Raw genomic sequence first — 17,673 nt, 5'->3', positions numbered from 1 at the left:
AACCTAAGAACAGAGCCTTCCTCTACAATAATTTTATCATCATCGCTTGATATACCTGCAATAAATACAATAACAAGTAGCACAAACAAAAAGTTGATTATTAATCGACGAGAAAAGTTTATTCCAGCCCAAATACCTTTGAAAATTTTTGCTATCAAAATAGCTCCTTAATTTGGTACAGCTAATACATTTGTTTCATCTTATCCTAGAATAAATATAAATTTAACTGCTAAATCGTAACGAAGTGTTTATAAATACGTTCAAGCTACCGAAAACAATGGATTTATTATGCTATACACGCTCGCATTAAATAGTAATTTTGAGATGAGTACGTATTTTAAGCGTGTCTTAAGTATTAATTAAATACATGCAAATATTGCTTATTCGTTATCATTAAAGCAGAATTAGTGAATCTACACAGGTTAGACCAGTTAATGGGGCATGAGATGTTAGAACAACAACTACAATTAAAACACACACAATTACGAAACAGATTAGTTATGGGCTCAATGCATACGGGCCTCGAAGAGGGATGGCATAACAGAAAACGTTTACGTGCATTTTATGAAGCCCGTGCAAAAGGCGGCACAGCCATGCTCATTACCGGTGGCTATAGCCCGAACCTGCGAGGCAAGTTAACGCCAATATCGTCTTCTTTTAACAGTTATTATGATGTTTTTAAGCATCGCGCATACACAGACGCTGTTCATAAACATGGTGGGAAAATTTGTTTACAGTTACTGCATGCGGGTCGGTATGCTTATCATCCTTTCAATCAGGCACCTAGTGCTATTCAGGCTCCAATTAATCCCTACAAGCCTAAAGAAATGTCACTGAGCTCAATTAAAAAAACGATTAAAGACTTTGCGCACTCTGCTTATATGGCTGAAAAAGCTGGGTATGATGGCGTTGAGGTAATGGGGTCTGAAGGTTATTTGATTAATGAATTCATGGCGCCACACACAAACAAACGCGAAGACGAATTTGGTGGATGCCTTGAAAACAGAATGCGCCTAGCGCTTGAAATAGTCAAAGCGGTTAGGGCTAAAGTATCTGATAAATTTTTAATTATATTTAGACTGTCGGTTATGGATCTAATCCCTGATGGGTCCACTCCTGATGAAGTGGTTATTCAAGCCACTGAGCTTGAAAAAGCCGGGGTTGATATTTTTAATACGGGTATTGGCTGGCATGAAGCGCGCGTTCCTACGATTGCTAGTATGGTTCCACCAGGAGCCTTTAAAGAAGCGTCTAAGCGCTTAAAAAGTGTTGTTAGCGTTCCAGTCATTGCAGTAAACCGTATTAATACACCTGACATTGCAAATGACATTTTAAATGCAGGTGAAGCCGACCTCATATCAATGGCTAGACCTTTATTAGCTGATCCTGAGTTTTTTAATAAATATCAAAACGATCAAACAAAACAAATTAACATTTGTATTGGCTGTAACCAAGGCTGTTTAGATCATGTATTTAAAAATAAACGTGCAACCTGCTTGGTTAATCCTCAAGCGGCTTTTGAGCTTGATTACCCGCTCAATAAAGCGACAAACTCAAAAAATGTACTTGTTGTGGGCGCAGGCCCTGCTGGCTTATCCGCAAGTTGTTATTTGGCTCAAAAAGGTCATAAGGTCACTTTGATTGACCAAAAAGCGCAAATGGGTGGCCAATTTAATTTAGCCATGCAAATACCTGGCAAAGAAGACTTTAATCATACACTGGCATACTTTATTAATGAGCTAGAACGTTTAGATGTAGCGGTTAAACTCGAAACGTCATACAACGAGTCAATGCTGACACAGTACGACGATATTGTATTTGCAACGGGTGTTCGCCCACGTGAGGCGTCAATTAAATGTGGTGATAACAAACGCGTATTTGCATACGATGAAGTAATTCGTGGCGAAGTCGAGTTAGGCAACTCTATTGCCATTTTAGGTGCTGGCGGCATTGGTTTTGATATGGTGGCATTTTTAAGTGAACATAAATCACAAACCATTGATGAGTTTAAAACGCAGTGGGGAATTGAATGTGAACCGAAGCCACACAAAGACGAGCGTCAGTTGTACATGTTAAAAAGAAGCGCTGGCCGATTTGGTAGTGAACTTGGAAAAACAACAGGTTGGATCCATCGTCAAGTAGCTAAGCAGCATGGTGTAAAACAAATTGCAGATTGTCAGTATCAAAGCTTTGATAGCAAGGGTTTAACTATTACAGTTGGTGGTGAAACTCAGGTTTTACCGGTCGACACTGTTATTGCGTGTATTGGTCAAGTTTCAAATGATGAAGTTGTAAAGCCTCATGCTGAAAACGCTAAAGTACACGTTATTGGTGGCGCTAAACTCGCTGCTGCAATTGATGCTAAGCGCGCTATTTTTGAAGCCCTTCAAATAGCGAGAAGTATTTAACCTTTCGACAAGTTGAAATAGTTTGGTAATTCATGCGGTCTTGGTTGTTTATAGTCTATAACTAAATAAACATTAAACACAGGATACGCATGAACACACTGACTCGCTTCTATGTAGCTGCAATAGGTAAACTATCATTTTTAGATGGGTTACCTCCTTTACTTTTTAGATTAATTTTAGCCCCTGTGATGATTATCGCGGGTTATAATAAGCTCGCCATCAGCGGCGATGCTACTGGCTTTTTCAATAATTTATTAGCATCACCTGATGTTGTGCAATGGTTTGGAAATAGTGAATGGGGCTTGGGTTTACCGTTTCCCGACTTACTTGCATTTTTAGCTGGTTGGAGCGAATTTTTGGGAGGTTGGTTTTTATTATTAGGCCTATTGACTCGCCTCGTAAGTATTCCTCTAATGTTTACTATGGTTGTTGCTGCAACATCAGTGCATTGGCACAACGGCTGGTTTGCAATTGCTCCGACTAACCCTGACACGAGTGCAGCTCAGGTACTTGATTGGTTGTCTATACCCGGCGCCAAAGAAAGTCTTGAAAACTCAGTTGAAGTACAAGAGCGAATTGGCAAAATACGATCAATAGTCGATGAGCATGGGTTTGTAGATTACCTGTACGAAAAAGGTAAACCTTCAATTTTAAATAATGGGATAGAATTTGCTGCCATTTATTTCGCAATGCTCCTGAGTTTATTTTTCACCGGAGGTGGGCGTTTTGTAAGCGTTGATTATTGGCTCAGAAGAAGTGTCTTTAAAGAGTAAATTTAACGTAAGTTTATATACGCCAGCAAAAATTATTTTTTGCTGGCGTTTTTATTTCAATATTTATCAACACAGACTTAAAATGTTACCCTAGCGTTTTAAATATCGAGAAATAATTATGGACGCTATTGAGCTTTTATTAACTCGCCAATCCGACTCAAAACTAACAGAGCCTGGCCCATCAATTGAGCAGCTTAATATTATTAAACAAGCTGCACTTCGTGTCCCCGATCATGGTTGCATAGCGCCATGGCAATTTATTGTTGTTGAAGGGCAAGCGCGTGAAAAGTTAGGGTCGATTTACCACGAGAGTGCTGTGGCAGAGCAACAAGAAGATAAAGTTATAAACCGAGCTAAAGAATTACCGCTTCGTGCTCCAATGATCATCATCGCCATTGCTAAATATCAACAACATCCTAAAGTTCCTCGTATCGAGCAAGTGCAAAGCGCAGGGTGTAGCGTACTTGCAATGCAACAAGCCGCATTTGCACAAGGGTTAGGGGGTATTTGGCGCACGGGTTATTTTGCACAAAGTAATGCGGTTAAGCTAGCGCTTAATTTAAACGAGTTAGATGAAATTGTGGGTTACTTGTATATAGGTACACCTGCCGTCGATTGTAAAAAGTCACCAAGGCATAAGCCAGAAGCTTATTTTACGGATTTATAAATAAGTGTGAACTTTTACATACATATAGGGTCACTTATAATAGAGTGTAAATTTTAACCGCTGATTATTATTGTCAGTGAGAAACTGCAAGAAGGGCATGGATGCTAAATAACTTGATAATTCTTCTGCAGATTGTTTTTTAATCGGTTGTTTTTTGATAATGTATGGAGAGTCTCAAAATAATAACGATAAAGAAGACTTAAATTATGGGAAATTTATTTTTACGTGAAAAAGAAAACTGGCTCGCTTGGTCAATTTGGGGCCTTTTAGGTGCGTTTGTTACGTTATATGTAGCAATGAGTACAAATGCAGCCCCTTTTATTGCCGGTTCAGCTGTCAGTGTATTGGTATTACTTACTTGGTGGATGCAACAATCTAAACGATTTGATTTTGGACGCGCATTTAAAGTGTGTTGTTATGTGCTTATGTTAAGTATTCTGCCTACTTTTATGTTTGTCATTGTGCCAAGTGACGATTTAAACCGTTTTGATTTAATTTTTCAAGGGGTTACTTTTTTCTCATTGAGCTTATTGGTTTGCTTAGTGTGTTCTTGGATTGCGCGTAGGCCTAAACAGTATTACTAGTAACCGCTATTTTTAAAATCTTTAAATGAATAAGTGATAGTTTTTTACGCTATTAGATTAAATTTTATTTTTTTACATTTAAAGCTTTACAAATATCTCGATAACCCATATTATTCGCGCCGTACGGAGAGATGGCAGAGTGGTCGAATGCACCGGTCTTGAAAACCGGCATAGGTTTGTAGCCTATCTAGGGTTCAAATCCCTATCTCTCCACCATTATTTAAAAAACCGCCTTATGGCGGTTTTTTGCTATCTGGGGTTTGATAAATGACAGACAACGCAACTATTCCTATGAGTGCACAGCTTTTAAAACACATTCTTTTATGGACCGTGTTTGGTTACTGTTACCAAAGCGGCATGAGCGTACTAATTAAAATGGCAGCCGATGCACAACCAGAACACCCATTAATTACAGCGTTTGCATATGGTGTAGGTTTTAATATTTTAGTGGCCCACTTAATTACTAAGTACGATACAAAATGGCCCCTAGTTGCCTCAGTATTTATTGGTGTAGTTGGATTAGTCGCTGTACCAATTATTATTGGCGGCACCGCTAGTTTATTAACTTTTTCATTGCTTGCTGGATTTTTATTCAGTTTGATACTTAGTTGCTTTATTGTTGGTCTGTTAAAGGTAAAACTCAATAAAAACTAGCACCAAACGTGCGTTATTTTGTGATAGCATACTCATGTCTTTTAACTAACAAAACGTGAAAAACACATTATGTCAGATAATTTTACTACAGATGCTGAAAAAGCAAGTTACGGTATTGGCTTACAAATGGGTGAGCAACTTAAGTCTAATCCTTTTGAAGGCTTAAACCTAAATTCAGTGTTTGAAGGCATGAAAGATGCGTACGCAGGTAGCGCTTTTCAAGTTGAGATCCCAGAGATCCAAGCTGCATTTGAAAAAGTTAACGAAGAGATTCAAGCTCGTCGTGAAGAAGAGTCAAAAGTACTTTCTGCTGAAGGTATTGCATTCTTAGAAGAAAACGCAAAACGTCCTGAAATCACTGTTACTGAGTCTGGTCTTCAATATGAAGTATTAGCAACAGGTGAAGGCGAAAAGCCAACTGCTGAGTCTACAGTACGTGTTGATTACCACGGTACATTAATTAACGGTACAGTATTTGATAGCTCTTACGAGCGCGGTCAACCAGCTGAATTCCCAGTAGGTGGCGTGATCAAAGGTTGGACTGAAGCGTTACAAATGATGCCAGTAGGCACTAAATGGCGTATTTACGTTCCTCATGAGCTAGCTTATGGTGAACGTGGTGCAGGTGCTGCAATTGCACCTTTCTCAACGCTTGTATTTGACGTTGAGCTACACGAAATCCTTTCTTAATAGTCATTATTAAGTTAGTTAAAAAACCGCGCTTACTTATAGCGCGGTTTTTTTGTGCCTATTAAAAATTACCTTTAATTATTGTCAGGCAATACGAACAGTCACTTTTAAAATGATTAACGCCAAACGCCAAACGCCAAACGCCAAACGCCAATTACAAAGCAAGTCATTAAAAAAACCGCATTTAAAAATGCGGTTTCAAAAGGGAGTTATTAATTAAACACTTTAATGTCAAAGCATAGCTTTTAATGATTAAAAGTAGCCGCGAACACCCAAGCGAATATTTCTACCTGGAAGAGGGGCTTTATCTTTTATAAATGAGGTATGAACAAACCCAAGCTCATCAGTCAGGTTATCAACATTTATATAAAATTGAGCATCAACAGCACCTAACCCTAATTGGTAGTTAGCTTGAGCATCAAATAAAGTATAACCATCCGTTCGGCTTTCAAACGCAGTGATATCATTTTGATCGAAGTAATGTGTGCCAGTTAACGTTAGTTGCAATTTACCTAAATCATACTGTAACTCAGAGCCTAACTTATTTGCAGGTATACGCGGCAAGTTGCCTTCATCACTTTTAAGTTTAGCGCGGGTAGAGTCACCAAATACTTTAACCATTGTGTTTGGTGTAATTTGGTAGTGTGCATCGAACTCAAATCCATAGAGCTCTGCATCTTTGCTTTTAAATTGGTAAACAGCTACTACATCGTCGTGTGCACCAACAGCTGATTCTAACCCCTCTTCTTCATCGTAAACTAAGCCCGTATTTTCTTGGAAATAGAAATTTTTAATATCGTTATAGAAAAAGTTTACAGTGTAACCAAAATCTCCACTAAAGCGTCTAAAGCTTAAATCAAGGTTAGTTGATTTTTCTTGTTTGATGTCCTCAGGTTCAAAGTGGGCTTCGTTATCTTCGATGTGGTAACCTAAGCCAAGTTCGTAAGTACCTGTAGCAATGTGTAGGCCATTAGATAACAGCTCAGCAGAAAGCGGCGCACGCTCAGAATGAGATAGGCTCAGTGCTAAACTTTGTCCTGGCGTATATTGCCAAATAGCCCCTGCAGATGCACTTACGTTAGTAAAGCTTTCACTGTAGGCAATTATCTCTTCTTCATGTTCTTCTTCAAATTCTTCAAATTCTTCATCATGTTCATGATGATGCTCAGCTGAAGATATATTACTTTCAATTTTGTAATCTTCAATACGAGCACCAAGCTCTAAAGTAACATCACCAAACACGCGTTCTTCTAACACATAAAGTGCATTTGAGGTTGTTATACTTGCTGGAGTAAATGCTTCATCACCAATTGCGTCGTAGTCAGAATTGCTGTAATGATAGCCTAACATACCATGCCAGTCCGCGAACTTATGTTCTACGTTTAAACGCGCTTCGGTAGTTTTATTAGTGAACGTGGTACCAATTTCACCATCTTCAATTTCACTGTGTGAATAGTCTGTATAACCTATACGTAGGTTGATTGTCTCTATCCAGTTATTGTGAAGCGCATAACTGACTAAGCCTTGCCAACGGTCTTGCTCTAGCTGTGCAAAAACAGCTTCTTCGCCTTCTTCTTCATCCTCATGTTCTGCATGTTCTTCTTCAGTTTCACCTTCGTGATCATGCTCATGATGATGTTCATGTCCAGGTATTCCATAGTCAGTTTCTATACTACCGTAAGAAAATCCAACAGTAAGGTGCTCGCCAACGTAGCTAGTACCAAAATTTAGTGTTTCGCTATCAATAAACGTGTTTTCTACTGAGTTTTCAGTTTCTATGTCGCCATCTTCGTCAGTTACTGTAAATGTAGGCGTTTCATAGTCATCGCCACTGCGTTTAGTCCCATCAAAATGAAAGTTAAATCCGTCATTTCCTGTTTCTAGTTTTGCGGCCACGGTATTTGAGTTAGAAACCGTGTCATGGCTGTACTCAGCGGCACCGGTTAAATCATCTAAATTACTCGTTGGAATACGGTTATCAACCACATTTACCACACCACCAATTGCACCTGAGCCATACAAAAGTGTACTTGGTCCACGAAGTACTTCAATTTGTTCAGCTGCTAAGCTGTCGCTTGAGGTTGCATGGTCTGGTCCAATGCGCGACGCATCACTAGCATCTAATCCGTTTTGGGTGATTTTAACGCGAGGACCATCTAAACCTCGAATAATAGGGCTTGAGGATACAGGGCCAAAGTAGCTTGCATTAACACCAGGTAAACCTTTTAGTGTTTCGCCAAGTGTTGGTTTAGATTTATTTCTTAACTCATCACCCGACAGAACGCTTACCGGTGAAATCATTTCTAAGCTGCTTTTGTGTAGCGCGGATGCATAAACCACAACGGTTTCAACCGAGGTTGGTAAAAGTGAAACCGTGACATTGTTTGACGATTCAGTCACCGTTATTCTTGAATCTACGTAGTTGTCTTTACTGATATGAAGTTGGCTGTTAGCGTCAATTTCAATTGAGAATTCGCCAAGCTCATTACTTTTTATAGTTTGATTTTTTCCATGAACATGAATGGAAGCGTTTTCAATAGGTTGATTTTTATCGTTTATTACCTTACCTGTTATTGTTGCAGCTAGGGCGGATTGGGTGCATAAAACCGATAAAATGGCAGAAGAAATTAATGTTAACTTTGTCATTGGTAAATTATTTGGTGATTACATGTTGTGATATAATATAACAGTTCATAATTTTTGAATCAACAATGTTATACTATAACTTTTGCATTTGCGTTTAATCAACTAAAAATGATGATAAATCACTCAGGTTGGTATTTTATCTGCTATCAATCATTAGTACATCAAGCTTGTATTGTGCACGTTTTTGGTTTTTTAAGTCAGTAGGCTCTAGCATTTCACATTCGTCACGTAGCATTTCGGCTATTAGGCTAGGGTATTGGCGGCAATCTTCAGGTCGGTCTAGGTAAATATTACATATGAATTTATCGCGATCACCTTCATCTTTTTTAGGTTCAATTGCTAAAAATGGGCAGTTATTTAATTTATCACCTGTGTTCGGCTCAAACCAAATTTTATTGTTTTGTACATATTGATAAATTTCGGGATTAAAGAGCGCCCACATTTCAATTTCTTCTGATGATACGTCGAGGTCACCACCACCATATTTGGTACAGCATTTACCACACTGGTTACACTCTTTCATGCTTTATTCATCTTTATATAATTTCTACAATTATTAGTTTAACAGCTCGTGTTAAATTGTTTGAAATTATTATTTTTTATTAACCCTAAGCATTTAAGTTTATAGCCTGAAAGAGCTTACCAAATATTCTTTTTTTCGTTCTGATATTTACAAATCCACTATAGTTAAGCCTTATAGAGGGTTTTACTACCTATAAAATAGATAAACCTCATCAAAATACATTTTTAACTACTGCCCCTGTAGTTAAATCGTTTGCTATATACTTTAATGTTGTATGATCGGCCTAAGGGCATATTTAATGAGCCATTTAAATTTATATTTTGCTATTTTAAGCATAAATACATTAAGGGTGATACGTAATGATGAATACAAAAGTATACAAAGCGGTACATGATTTGGCTGAAGAATTAATGAGTGCGGCGAATAAAAATGATCGTAAACGCTTTGAGTTACTTTTTTCTAAACTAAAAGCAATTTGTGAAGAAAACGAAAATACCTCTAAAGATCATCCTGTTCAGTGGGAAACACTGGCTGATTTTACAGAGGAGTTAGAAGACGCTATTACTACTTACGAAAAGGCGCTAGCAAAATCTATTGCTATTAATAATAAAGACCATATGTCGTCGGTTGCTTTTTCTATGGCGACACTACAACTTGAGATGGGCCAAAAAGAAGAGGCTATAAAAAATCTTCAAAGTGCCAAAGTCAGTGCAAATAAAATAGAAGACAAAGAACTTAAAGCAGAGATTCATGACTTGTTAGAGTCACTTGTTGAAGAAGAAGGCTAATTAAAGCTTTGGCGTATAGCGTTTTTAAAAGGGTGATTATGTTTAAATACGGTTTATATTTATTTACGTTTTTACCTTTTTGTTTGTTTGCTAACTCTTTCAATCAGCAAATATCCGCAGCACTGATTGAAAGAACAACACACAATATTACTTATGACGGCAGTTATTATTCAATGACCTATCCCGGTGGTGATGTACCAAGTAATATTGGTGTGTGTACCGATGTTATTATTCGTGCTTACCGCCAATTGGGTGTGGATTTACAACAAAGAGTACATGAAGATATCCGAGCAAATTTTGCGAGGTATCCGTCTGAGCGAATTTGGGGTTTAAAAAAACCAGATAAAAATATTGATCACAGGCGTGTACCTAACCTTCAAGTATTTTTTAAGCGTCATGGCACAGAGTTAGCTATTTCAAGTAACTCACGTGATTACAAAGTTGGTGATATAGTTACTTGGATGTTACCCGGTAACTTACCCCATATAGGCATGGTTGTTACGGAAGCTTTAAGCAGCGCCGAGAATGTTCAAATTGTACATAATATAGGGCGAGGACCAGAAATAAGCGGAATGCTATTTGATTATAAGATTACTGGTCATTATCGTTTTACTAATAAACATTATAATGCCCAGTAAAGATGGGTGCTGCTATAAAGCTATTAATTATTTTAGATTAATACTTATATTGCCGTTTGGCTTGCTACAGCATAAAAGTATTTCACCATCACGAACAAACGCGAGTGGCTCTTCATTATATTGAACATTGCCAGATACTAAAGTTGCTCTGCAAGCACCGCAGTAGCCTTCACGACATTGATAAGCAACGTCTATTTTTTGAGATTCTAAGCAGTGTAAAAGAGAAGGGCAGCCAGGGCTATATTCAATGCGCTGGCTGTTTTCTGCAAGTGTAACACTTGCAGTCGTTTCGTTATTCATTATAAGTCAAAGTCACCAAATTCAGCAGCATCAACTTGTGAATCTATTTGACCTACAAGGTATGAACTAATTTCTGCCTCTTGTGGTGCAACCTGAACATTATCAGACACTAACCATGAGTTGATCCATGGGATAGGGTTACTGTTGTTTTCAAATTGGGCTGGCAAACCAATAGCAGTCATACGTGCGTTAGTAATATATTCAACATACTGACATAAAATATGCTTGTTTAAGCCAATCATAGAGCCATCTTTGAATAGGTACTCTGCCCATTCTTTCTCTTGCTCGGCAGCTTGTACAAACATTTTAATTGCTTCATCGCGACATTGAGCTGCAACGATTGCCATTTCTGGATCGTCTTTGCCGTCTTGCATGATATTTAAAATATGCTGTGTACCCGAAAGATGAAGTGCTTCGTCACGTGCAATTAGTTTAATTATCTTAGCGTTACCTTCCATAAGTTCACGCTCAGCAAATGCAAATGAACAAGCAAAGCTGACATAAAAACGAATTGCTTCAAGAATATTTACCGACATCATAGCGAGGTAAAGTTTCTTTTTCAGCTCGAATAAGTTTACAACCACTGTTTTACCGTTGATTTCATGCTTGCCTTCACCGTAAAGGTTGTAAAGTGAAACAGAGTTAATTAAATCATCGTAATAAGTCGTTACTGCATCAGCGCGCTCGCTAATTTTATCGTTGCTAACGATGTCATCAAAAATAAGCTCTGGTGATTGTGTTACGTTACGAATAATGTGGGTGTATGAACGGCTGTGAATTGTTTCACTAAATGCCCACGTTTCTATCCAGGTTTCAAGTTCTGGAATAGACACGATAGGTAGTAGCGCAACGTTAGGAGAGCGGCCTTGTACACTATCAAGCAGTGTTTGATATTTTAAGTTACTTAAAAATATATGCTTTTCATGCTCTGGTAGCGCCTGAAAATCTAAACGGTCTTTACTCACATCTACTTCTTCTGGTCGCCAAAAGAAAGACAGTTGCTTTTCAATTAACTTTTCAAAAATAGGATATTTTTGTTGATCGTAACGCGATACGTTAACGGTCTGGCCAAAAAACATTGGCTCTTGCATTTGGTTATTATGATTACGACTAAAAGTAGTATAAGACATGTTTATCACTCAAAAAACTATCAGAACAAAGCGGGCTGCATGCCCGCTTAAGATAAAATTAACGACTATATTTTACACGCGCCGCCTGCACAATCGTCATCTTCCACTTCTGGAGTGTCGTCTTGTGCATCAGATGCGCCATCACGGGTATTATGGTAATACAATGTTTTGACCCCCAATTTGTAAGCGCTAAGTAAGTCTTTTAATAAGACTTTCATAGGTACTTTACCGCCTTCAAATTTATTTGGATCATAATTTGTGTTTGCAGAAATAGTTTGGTCAACAAATTTTTGCATGATACCGACAAGCTGTAAGTAACCATCATTAGAAGGTATGTCCCAAAGTAACTCATAGTTGTCTTTCAAACGTTCGTACTCAGGTACAACTTGTTTTAAAATACCATCTTTACTTGCTTTAACACTAATGTGACCGCGTGGTGGCTCGATACCATTTGTTGCGTTCGAGATTTGCGATGACGTTTCTGATGGCATTAATGCGCTTAGTGTTGAGTTACGCATACCGTGTTCTTGTATGCTTTTACGCAGTGCATCCCAATCAAGATGCAGTGGCTCATCACAAATTTTATCTAAGTCTGTTTTATACGTATCTGTAGGCATAATACCTTGAGAATACGTTGTTTCGTTAAACTTAGGACATGCACCACGTTCTTTTGCAAGTTCGTTTGACGCTTTCATCAAGTAGTATTGAATAGCTTCGAATGTTTTATGTGTTAGTGCATTTGCACTGCCGTCTGAATAACGCTTACCATTTTTAGCTAAGTAGTAGGCATAGTTGATTACGCCTATTCCTAACGTACGACGTCCCATTGTTGCGTTTTTGGCAGCTGGTACTGGGTAGTCTTGGAAGTCGAGTAAATTATCGAGTGCACGTACAGCTAGCTCCGCAAGCTCTTCTAGTTCATCTAGAGACTCAAGCGCACCTAAGTTGAAAGCAGACAGTGTACATAATGCAATTTCGCCTTCTTCGTCGTTAACGTTGTTAAGTGGTTTAGTCGGTAATGCAATTTCTAAACACAAGTTAGACTGACGAATTGGCGCAACTTTCGCTATAAACGGGCTATGTGTATTACAGTGATCTACATTCTGTAAGTATATGCGGCCAGTACTTGCACGCTCTTGTGCAAACACAGAGAACAATTCAATGGCTTTAATACGCTTTTTACGAATTGACTCGTCTTGTTCATATTTAACATATAACGCATCAAATTCGTCTTGATCTTCAAAAAACGCATCGTAAAGACCTGGCACGTCTGATGGGCTAAATAACGTAATGTAATCGTCTTTAATCAAACGAGAATACATTAACTTATTAAACTGTACGCCGTAATCTAAATGACGAACACGGTTGTCATCAACACCACGGTTATTTTTAAGAACTAAAAGGTTCTCTACTTCCAAATGCCATAGCGGGTAGAATAGGGTTGCTGCGCCGCCGCGAACACCACCTTGTGAACAACTCTTAACAGCTGTTTGAAAGTGCTTGTAAAAAGGGATACAACCTGTGTGGTATGCTTCGCCATTACGGATATGGCTTCCTAATGCACGGATACGACCAGCATTAATACCGATACCAGCACGCTGAGAAACATATTTTACAATAGCTGACGATGTAGCATTGATTGAATCAAGGCTGTCGCCACATTCAATAAGTACGCAAGAGCTAAATTGACGAGTAGGCGTACGTACACCAGCCATGATTGGTGTAGGCAATGAAATTTTAAATAACGATACCGCGTCGTAAAAACGTTTTATATATGAAACTCGTGTTTCTCGTGGGTAATCTGCAAATAAGCTTGCAGCCACTAAAATATATAAAAACTGTGCGCTTTCATAAATTTCACCCGTTACACGGTTTTGAACTAGGTATTTACCTTCTAATTGCTTAACTGCAGCGTAACTAAAATTAAGATCGCGTGAGTGGTCAAGGTATTCGTCTAATTCGTCAAATTCTTGCTCTGTATAATCAGCAAGTAAGTGAGCATCGTAACGTTTATCACTCACCATTTTTGTTACGTGATCAAATAAACGTGGAGGCTCGAATTGACCGTATGCTTTTTTACGTAAGTGGAATACAGCTAAACGCGCAGCAAGATACTGGTAATCAGGTGATTCTTTAGAAATCTGATCGGCAGCCGCTTTGATAATCGTTTCGTGAATATCTTTTGTACGAATACCATCATAAAATTGAATATGTGACTTTAATTCAACCTGTGAAACCGAAACGTTATTTAAACCTTCGGCGGCCCATTCTATAACGCGATGGATCTTATCAAGATCAAGAGGCTCTTTGCGCCCGTCACGTTTGCTTACAGATAACTGTTGGTTCATAGCTTTGCCTGTATTCCTTGGGGATAATGTATTTTTGACCAATGTTGTACGTCTCAAAAAGAGAAGTAGTGCTCATTTTTTATAAGTTTTACCCAATGAGGTAAATTTAATTGAATAACATTTGGCCACAATATCTGGTGTTGTTCAATTTAGAGATCACAAGATAGTGTGGTCTGAGTTGATTTGCAAGGGGCATAATTGCCCCTATTTGTGGATAACGTTGGGATAACGTATTTGTGTTAGTAGGCATTAACCTTTGATCATTCATTGAAGTTGAAATTTTTAAAAATCAACTCAGGATCGACTAAATTTACACATTTTGAAAATAAATTTTGGCTGCTTTTTTTATCATCAAGCTTTGCGTAAAAACTAACACAATCACAATATATAGTGTTTATATCTAAAATGGGCACTATATATGGTTAAATGCGTCAATAGGGCTACGCCAGTTAAAATCAGCTTTCCAAGTAAGTGCTTCTGCATCGCTTGGAATGTACCCCCACAGAGCAGTAGCTGTAGGCATACCTGCTGCTTTACCAGCTTGAATGTCTCGCTCGGCATCACCTATGTATAAACAGCGAGCTGGTATTACGTCCATTAGTTTTGCGCAATGAAGTAAAGGTAGAGGAGAGGGTTTGGCTTCTTCAAGCGTATCACCGCTAATAACAACGGCCGCATTTTTTAAAGCGGGGATCGCAGCGACAAGCGGCTCAGTTAAAAAGCCAGGCTTGTTTGTCATGATCCCCCATTTGATCTTTTTGTGATCAAGTGAGATCAATAGTGGTTCAATACCGGCAAAGCATTGGGTGTATTTCGCAATGTTTTGGGCATAGCTATCGACCAATTGCTTTATCAACTGTGCTTGTGCAAGAGAGGGCCACAACTCTTTAAAACCTGCTTCCAGTAAAGCTGCCGCACCATTAGAAGCCGCTGGGCGATATATTTCGCTTGTTACTTCGGCAATTTGATTTGCTCGTAGTACACTATTAAGTGCAGCGCCTAAATCGTCAGCTGTGTCGAGTAAGGTGCCGTCTAAATCAAACAAAAATGCATCATATTGATAAAGTTCTAATGATGAACCTGCGCTCTTCATTACACCAACTTCTCAAAATGAAGGATATAATTAACACTAACATCATTATTAAGTGTGTATTGTTTAGAGAAGGGGTTATACGAAAGTCCTGAGCTTGCACGTACTTTTAAGCCCGCTTGCTCGGCCCACGCAATTAGCTGCGCCGGTTTAATAAACTTTTTGTGATCGTGAGTTCCCTCTGGAACCATTTTTAATAGTTTTTCAGCACCTACAATTGCGTACAAGTAGGCTTTCGGTGTTTTATTGAGGGTAGAGAAAAAAACATCAGCGCCAGGTTTTGCAAGTTTGGCAACGGCGTGAATAATTGAAGCAGGGTCTGGAACGTGTTCGAGCATTTCCATACAGGTAACAACGTCAAATCGTTCAGGGTGTTCTTCAGCAAACTGTTCTGCGGGTATTTTTATGTAATCTACATTAACACCCGTTTCTAGGCTGTGTAATTTAGCGACAGTCAAAGGCTCTTGTCCCATATCAATACCTGTTACCTTTGCCCCCATACGTGCCATACTTTGGCTTAAAATACCCCCACCACAGCCAACATCGAGTGTTTCTTTATCAAATAAACCTTGCGTTTTATTTGCAATAAAATCTAGGCGTAACGGATTAATTTCGTGAAGAGGTTTAAACTCACCCTCTAAATCCCACCAACGCTCTGCGATGGCTTCAAATTTTGCTATTTCTGCGTGATCTACATTTTGATGTTCGGTCATAAAATACTTCCTCGTCAATCTGAGGCCATTATATAGGCCTAAATTGATAAATCGCAAAGTTTTGCGCCTGTAAATTAAAATTAATTGTGATAGCATGTCTGTTAGTAATAATAACAATACTCTTTAAAACCTAATACTGGGTTATTAAGAGCTGCTACTGAAGGAATGTGATATCAAATGACTGATCTCGCCAATGAAATTCTGCCAGTCAATATTGAAGACGAGTTAAAAAACTCCTACTTAGATTACGCAATGAGTGTAATTGTAGGACGTGCATTACCAGACGTACGTGATGGCTTAAAGCCAGTTCACCGCCGCGTTTTGTTTGCAATGAACGAGCTTAGTAATGATTGGAACAAGCCTTACAAAAAGTCGGCACGTGTTGTCGGTGATGTAATCGGTAAATACCACCCACACGGCGATAGCGCAGTTTATGACACGATAGTTCGTATGGCACAGCCATTCTCACTTCGTTATATGCTTGTAGACGGCCAGGGTAACTTTGGTTCTGTTGATGGTGATTCAGCTGCTGCAATGCGTTACACCGAAGTACGTATGGCTAAAATGTCTCATGAGTTATTAGCGGATCTTGAGAAAGAAACGGTTGATTTCGTTCCTAACTACGATGGCACAGAGCAAATTCCTGACGTTTTACCAACGAAGGTACCTAATTTACTTGTAAATGGTTCTTCTGGTATTGCCGTAGGTATGGCGACAAACATCCCACCACATAACTTAACTGAAGTTATCAATGGTTGTTTAGCATTAATTGTTAATCCAGATTTAACCATAACTGAGTTAATGGATTACATTCCTGGCCCAGATTTCCCTACAGCCGCAATCATTAACGGTAAAAAAGGGATTGAACAAGCGTATCAAACGGGTCGTGGCAAAGTGTACATGCGTGCACGTGCTGACATCGAAACAGACGAAAAAACGGGTCGTGAAACAATTATTGTTCATGAAATCCCTTATCAAGTTAACAAAGCACGCTTAATTGAAAAAATAGCGGAGCTTGTTAAAGATAAAAAAATTGAAGGCATTAGTGCACTACGTGATGAATCAGATAAAGACGGTATGCGTATCGTTATTGAGATAAAGCGTGGTGACGTAGGTGAAGTGATTCTAAACAACCTATATGCACAAACACAGTTACAAACAGTGTTTGGTATGAACATGGTTGCACTCATCAATAACCAGCCTAAGTGTTTTAATTTAAAAGAAATGCTTGAAGAGTTTATTATTCACCGTCGTGAAGTAGTAACTCGTCGTACAGTATTTGATTTACGTAAAGCGCGCGACCGTGCACACATGCTAGAAGGTCTAGCAATTGCACTTGCCAACATTGACCCAATTATTGAACTTATTCGTAAGTCTCCAACACCAGCAGAAGCAAAAATAGCGTTAACTGCACGTTCGTGGGAATTAGGTAATGTTAAAGCAATGCTTGAAAAAGCAGGTGAGGCTAACGTTGCTCGCCCAGATTGGTTAGCTGATGATTTAGGTATACGCGACGGCCAATACTTTATTTCTGAGCAACAAGCTCAAGCGATTCTTGACTTACGATTACACAAGCTAACAGGTCTTGAGCACGAAAAAATCTTAAGTGAATACCAAACACTGCTTGATTTAATTGCTGAACTGTTACACATACTGGCAAGCCCAGAGCGCTTAATGGAAGTAATTCGTGACGAGTTAGTTGAAATTAAGGCGCAATATGG

At 38.7% G+C, this 17,673-nt stretch carries 16 protein-coding genes and 1 tRNA gene; 10 read left to right on the top strand and 7 right to left on the bottom strand.

Going from position 1 to position 17,673, the window contains the following annotated elements:
- Positions 1-446: 446 nt before the first annotated feature.
- The 7 genes from BCG07_RS17425 (at position 447) to bamJ (ending at position 5,776) form a co-directional block, all read left to right on the top strand.
- Positions 447-2,408 carry an oxidoreductase gene (locus BCG07_RS17425; RefSeq protein WP_243533545.1) on the top strand — a complete coding sequence of 654 codons (1,962 nt, stop codon included), beginning with the start codon at positions 447-449 and terminating at the stop codon, positions 2,406-2,408.
- 89 nt (positions 2,409-2,497) lie between these two features.
- Positions 2,498-3,181 carry an HvfX family Cu-binding RiPP maturation protein gene (locus tag BCG07_RS17420; protein WP_006794459.1) on the top strand — a complete coding sequence of 228 codons (684 nt, stop codon included), beginning with the start codon at positions 2,498-2,500 and terminating at the stop codon, positions 3,179-3,181.
- 118 nt (positions 3,182-3,299) lie between these two features.
- The gene (locus BCG07_RS17415) at positions 3,300-3,848 is read left to right on the top strand and encodes an NAD(P)H nitroreductase (RefSeq protein WP_010557423.1); all 549 of its coding nucleotides are present in this window, start codon (positions 3,300-3,302) and stop codon (positions 3,846-3,848) included.
- Positions 3,849-4,054: 206 nt separating this feature from the next.
- A complete protein-coding gene (locus BCG07_RS17410) occupies positions 4,055-4,432 on the top strand; it encodes a hypothetical protein (RefSeq protein WP_006794457.1) in 378 nt (125 codons plus the stop codon).
- A gap of 125 nt (positions 4,433-4,557) precedes the next feature.
- Positions 4,558-4,648 (top strand) — tRNA-Ser (locus BCG07_RS17405).
- Between the two features lie 51 nt (positions 4,649-4,699).
- Positions 4,700-5,086 (top strand): hypothetical protein, encoded by a 387-nt coding sequence (locus BCG07_RS17400; protein WP_010557422.1) that lies wholly within the window; start codon positions 4,700-4,702, stop codon positions 5,084-5,086.
- Positions 5,087-5,155: 69 nt separating this feature from the next.
- Positions 5,156-5,776 carry a BamJ family beta-barrel-assembly machinery protein gene (gene bamJ / locus BCG07_RS17395; RefSeq protein ID WP_006794455.1) on the top strand — a complete coding sequence of 207 codons (621 nt, stop codon included), beginning with the start codon at positions 5,156-5,158 and terminating at the stop codon, positions 5,774-5,776.
- A gap of 252 nt (positions 5,777-6,028) precedes the next feature.
- Here bamJ and BCG07_RS17390 read toward each other — a convergent pair whose 3' ends face one another.
- Together BCG07_RS17390 and BCG07_RS17385 are read right to left on the bottom strand one after the other, a co-directional pair.
- Positions 6,029-8,422, bottom strand: a complete 2,394-nt coding sequence (locus BCG07_RS17390; protein ID WP_286891281.1) for a TonB-dependent receptor — start codon at positions 8,420-8,422, stop codon at positions 6,029-6,031.
- Positions 8,423-8,558: 136 nt separating this feature from the next.
- Positions 8,559-8,945, bottom strand: coding sequence for a YkgJ family cysteine cluster protein (locus tag BCG07_RS17385; RefSeq protein ID WP_248519774.1), 387 nt, complete (start codon positions 8,943-8,945; stop codon positions 8,559-8,561).
- A gap of 359 nt (positions 8,946-9,304) precedes the next feature.
- Here BCG07_RS17385 and BCG07_RS17380 point away from each other — a divergent pair, with 359 nt between their 5' ends.
- Together BCG07_RS17380 and BCG07_RS17375 are read left to right on the top strand one after the other, a co-directional pair.
- Positions 9,305-9,733 (top strand): hypothetical protein, encoded by a 429-nt coding sequence (locus BCG07_RS17380; protein ID WP_039036914.1) that lies wholly within the window; start codon positions 9,305-9,307, stop codon positions 9,731-9,733.
- Between the two features lie 38 nt (positions 9,734-9,771).
- Positions 9,772-10,371 (top strand): DUF1287 domain-containing protein, encoded by a 600-nt coding sequence (locus tag BCG07_RS17375; protein WP_286891280.1) that lies wholly within the window; start codon positions 9,772-9,774, stop codon positions 10,369-10,371.
- Positions 10,372-10,398: 27 nt separating this feature from the next.
- On the opposite strand, the gene yfaE is transcribed toward BCG07_RS17375, so the two are convergent.
- The 5 genes from yfaE to ubiG all read right to left on the bottom strand — a co-directional run bounded on the left by yfaE (position 10,399) and on the right by ubiG (position 15,952).
- Positions 10,399-10,671: a class I ribonucleotide reductase maintenance protein YfaE gene (gene yfaE / locus BCG07_RS17370; RefSeq protein WP_006794449.1), complete on the bottom strand. Its 273-nt coding sequence runs from the start codon at positions 10,669-10,671 to the stop codon at positions 10,399-10,401.
- Positions 10,671-11,801, bottom strand: a complete 1,131-nt coding sequence (nrdB, locus tag BCG07_RS17365; protein WP_006794448.1) for a class Ia ribonucleoside-diphosphate reductase subunit beta — start codon at positions 11,799-11,801, stop codon at positions 10,671-10,673. The genes yfaE and nrdB overlap by 1 nt, the downstream gene beginning before the upstream one ends.
- 65 nt (positions 11,802-11,866) lie before the next feature.
- The gene (gene nrdA, locus BCG07_RS17360; RefSeq protein ID WP_008132948.1) at positions 11,867-14,149 is read right to left on the bottom strand and encodes a class 1a ribonucleoside-diphosphate reductase subunit alpha; all 2,283 of its coding nucleotides are present in this window, start codon (positions 14,147-14,149) and stop codon (positions 11,867-11,869) included.
- A 412-nt stretch (positions 14,150-14,561) separates the two neighbouring features.
- Positions 14,562-15,242: an HAD-IA family hydrolase gene (locus BCG07_RS17355; RefSeq protein WP_006794446.1), complete on the bottom strand. Its 681-nt coding sequence runs from the start codon at positions 15,240-15,242 to the stop codon at positions 14,562-14,564.
- The gene (gene ubiG, locus BCG07_RS17350) at positions 15,242-15,952 is read right to left on the bottom strand and encodes a bifunctional 2-polyprenyl-6-hydroxyphenol methylase/3-demethylubiquinol 3-O-methyltransferase UbiG (RefSeq protein ID WP_010557415.1); all 711 of its coding nucleotides are present in this window, start codon (positions 15,950-15,952) and stop codon (positions 15,242-15,244) included. The genes BCG07_RS17355 and ubiG overlap by 1 nt, the downstream gene beginning before the upstream one ends.
- Positions 15,953-16,129: 177 nt before the next feature.
- Between ubiG and BCG07_RS17345 the strand changes: the two genes are divergently transcribed.
- Positions 16,130-17,673: DNA topoisomerase (ATP-hydrolyzing) (locus BCG07_RS17345; protein WP_286891278.1), on the top strand; the 1,544-nt coding region annotated here is incomplete at its 3' end.

Origin of the sequence: Pseudoalteromonas sp. ESRF-bin5, from assembly GCF_002632075.1 — a bacterium.
GTDB classification, from domain to species: domain Bacteria; phylum Pseudomonadota; class Gammaproteobacteria; order Enterobacterales; family Alteromonadaceae; genus Pseudoalteromonas; species Pseudoalteromonas marina.
This window is presented reverse-complemented; position numbering and strand designations above follow the sequence as displayed.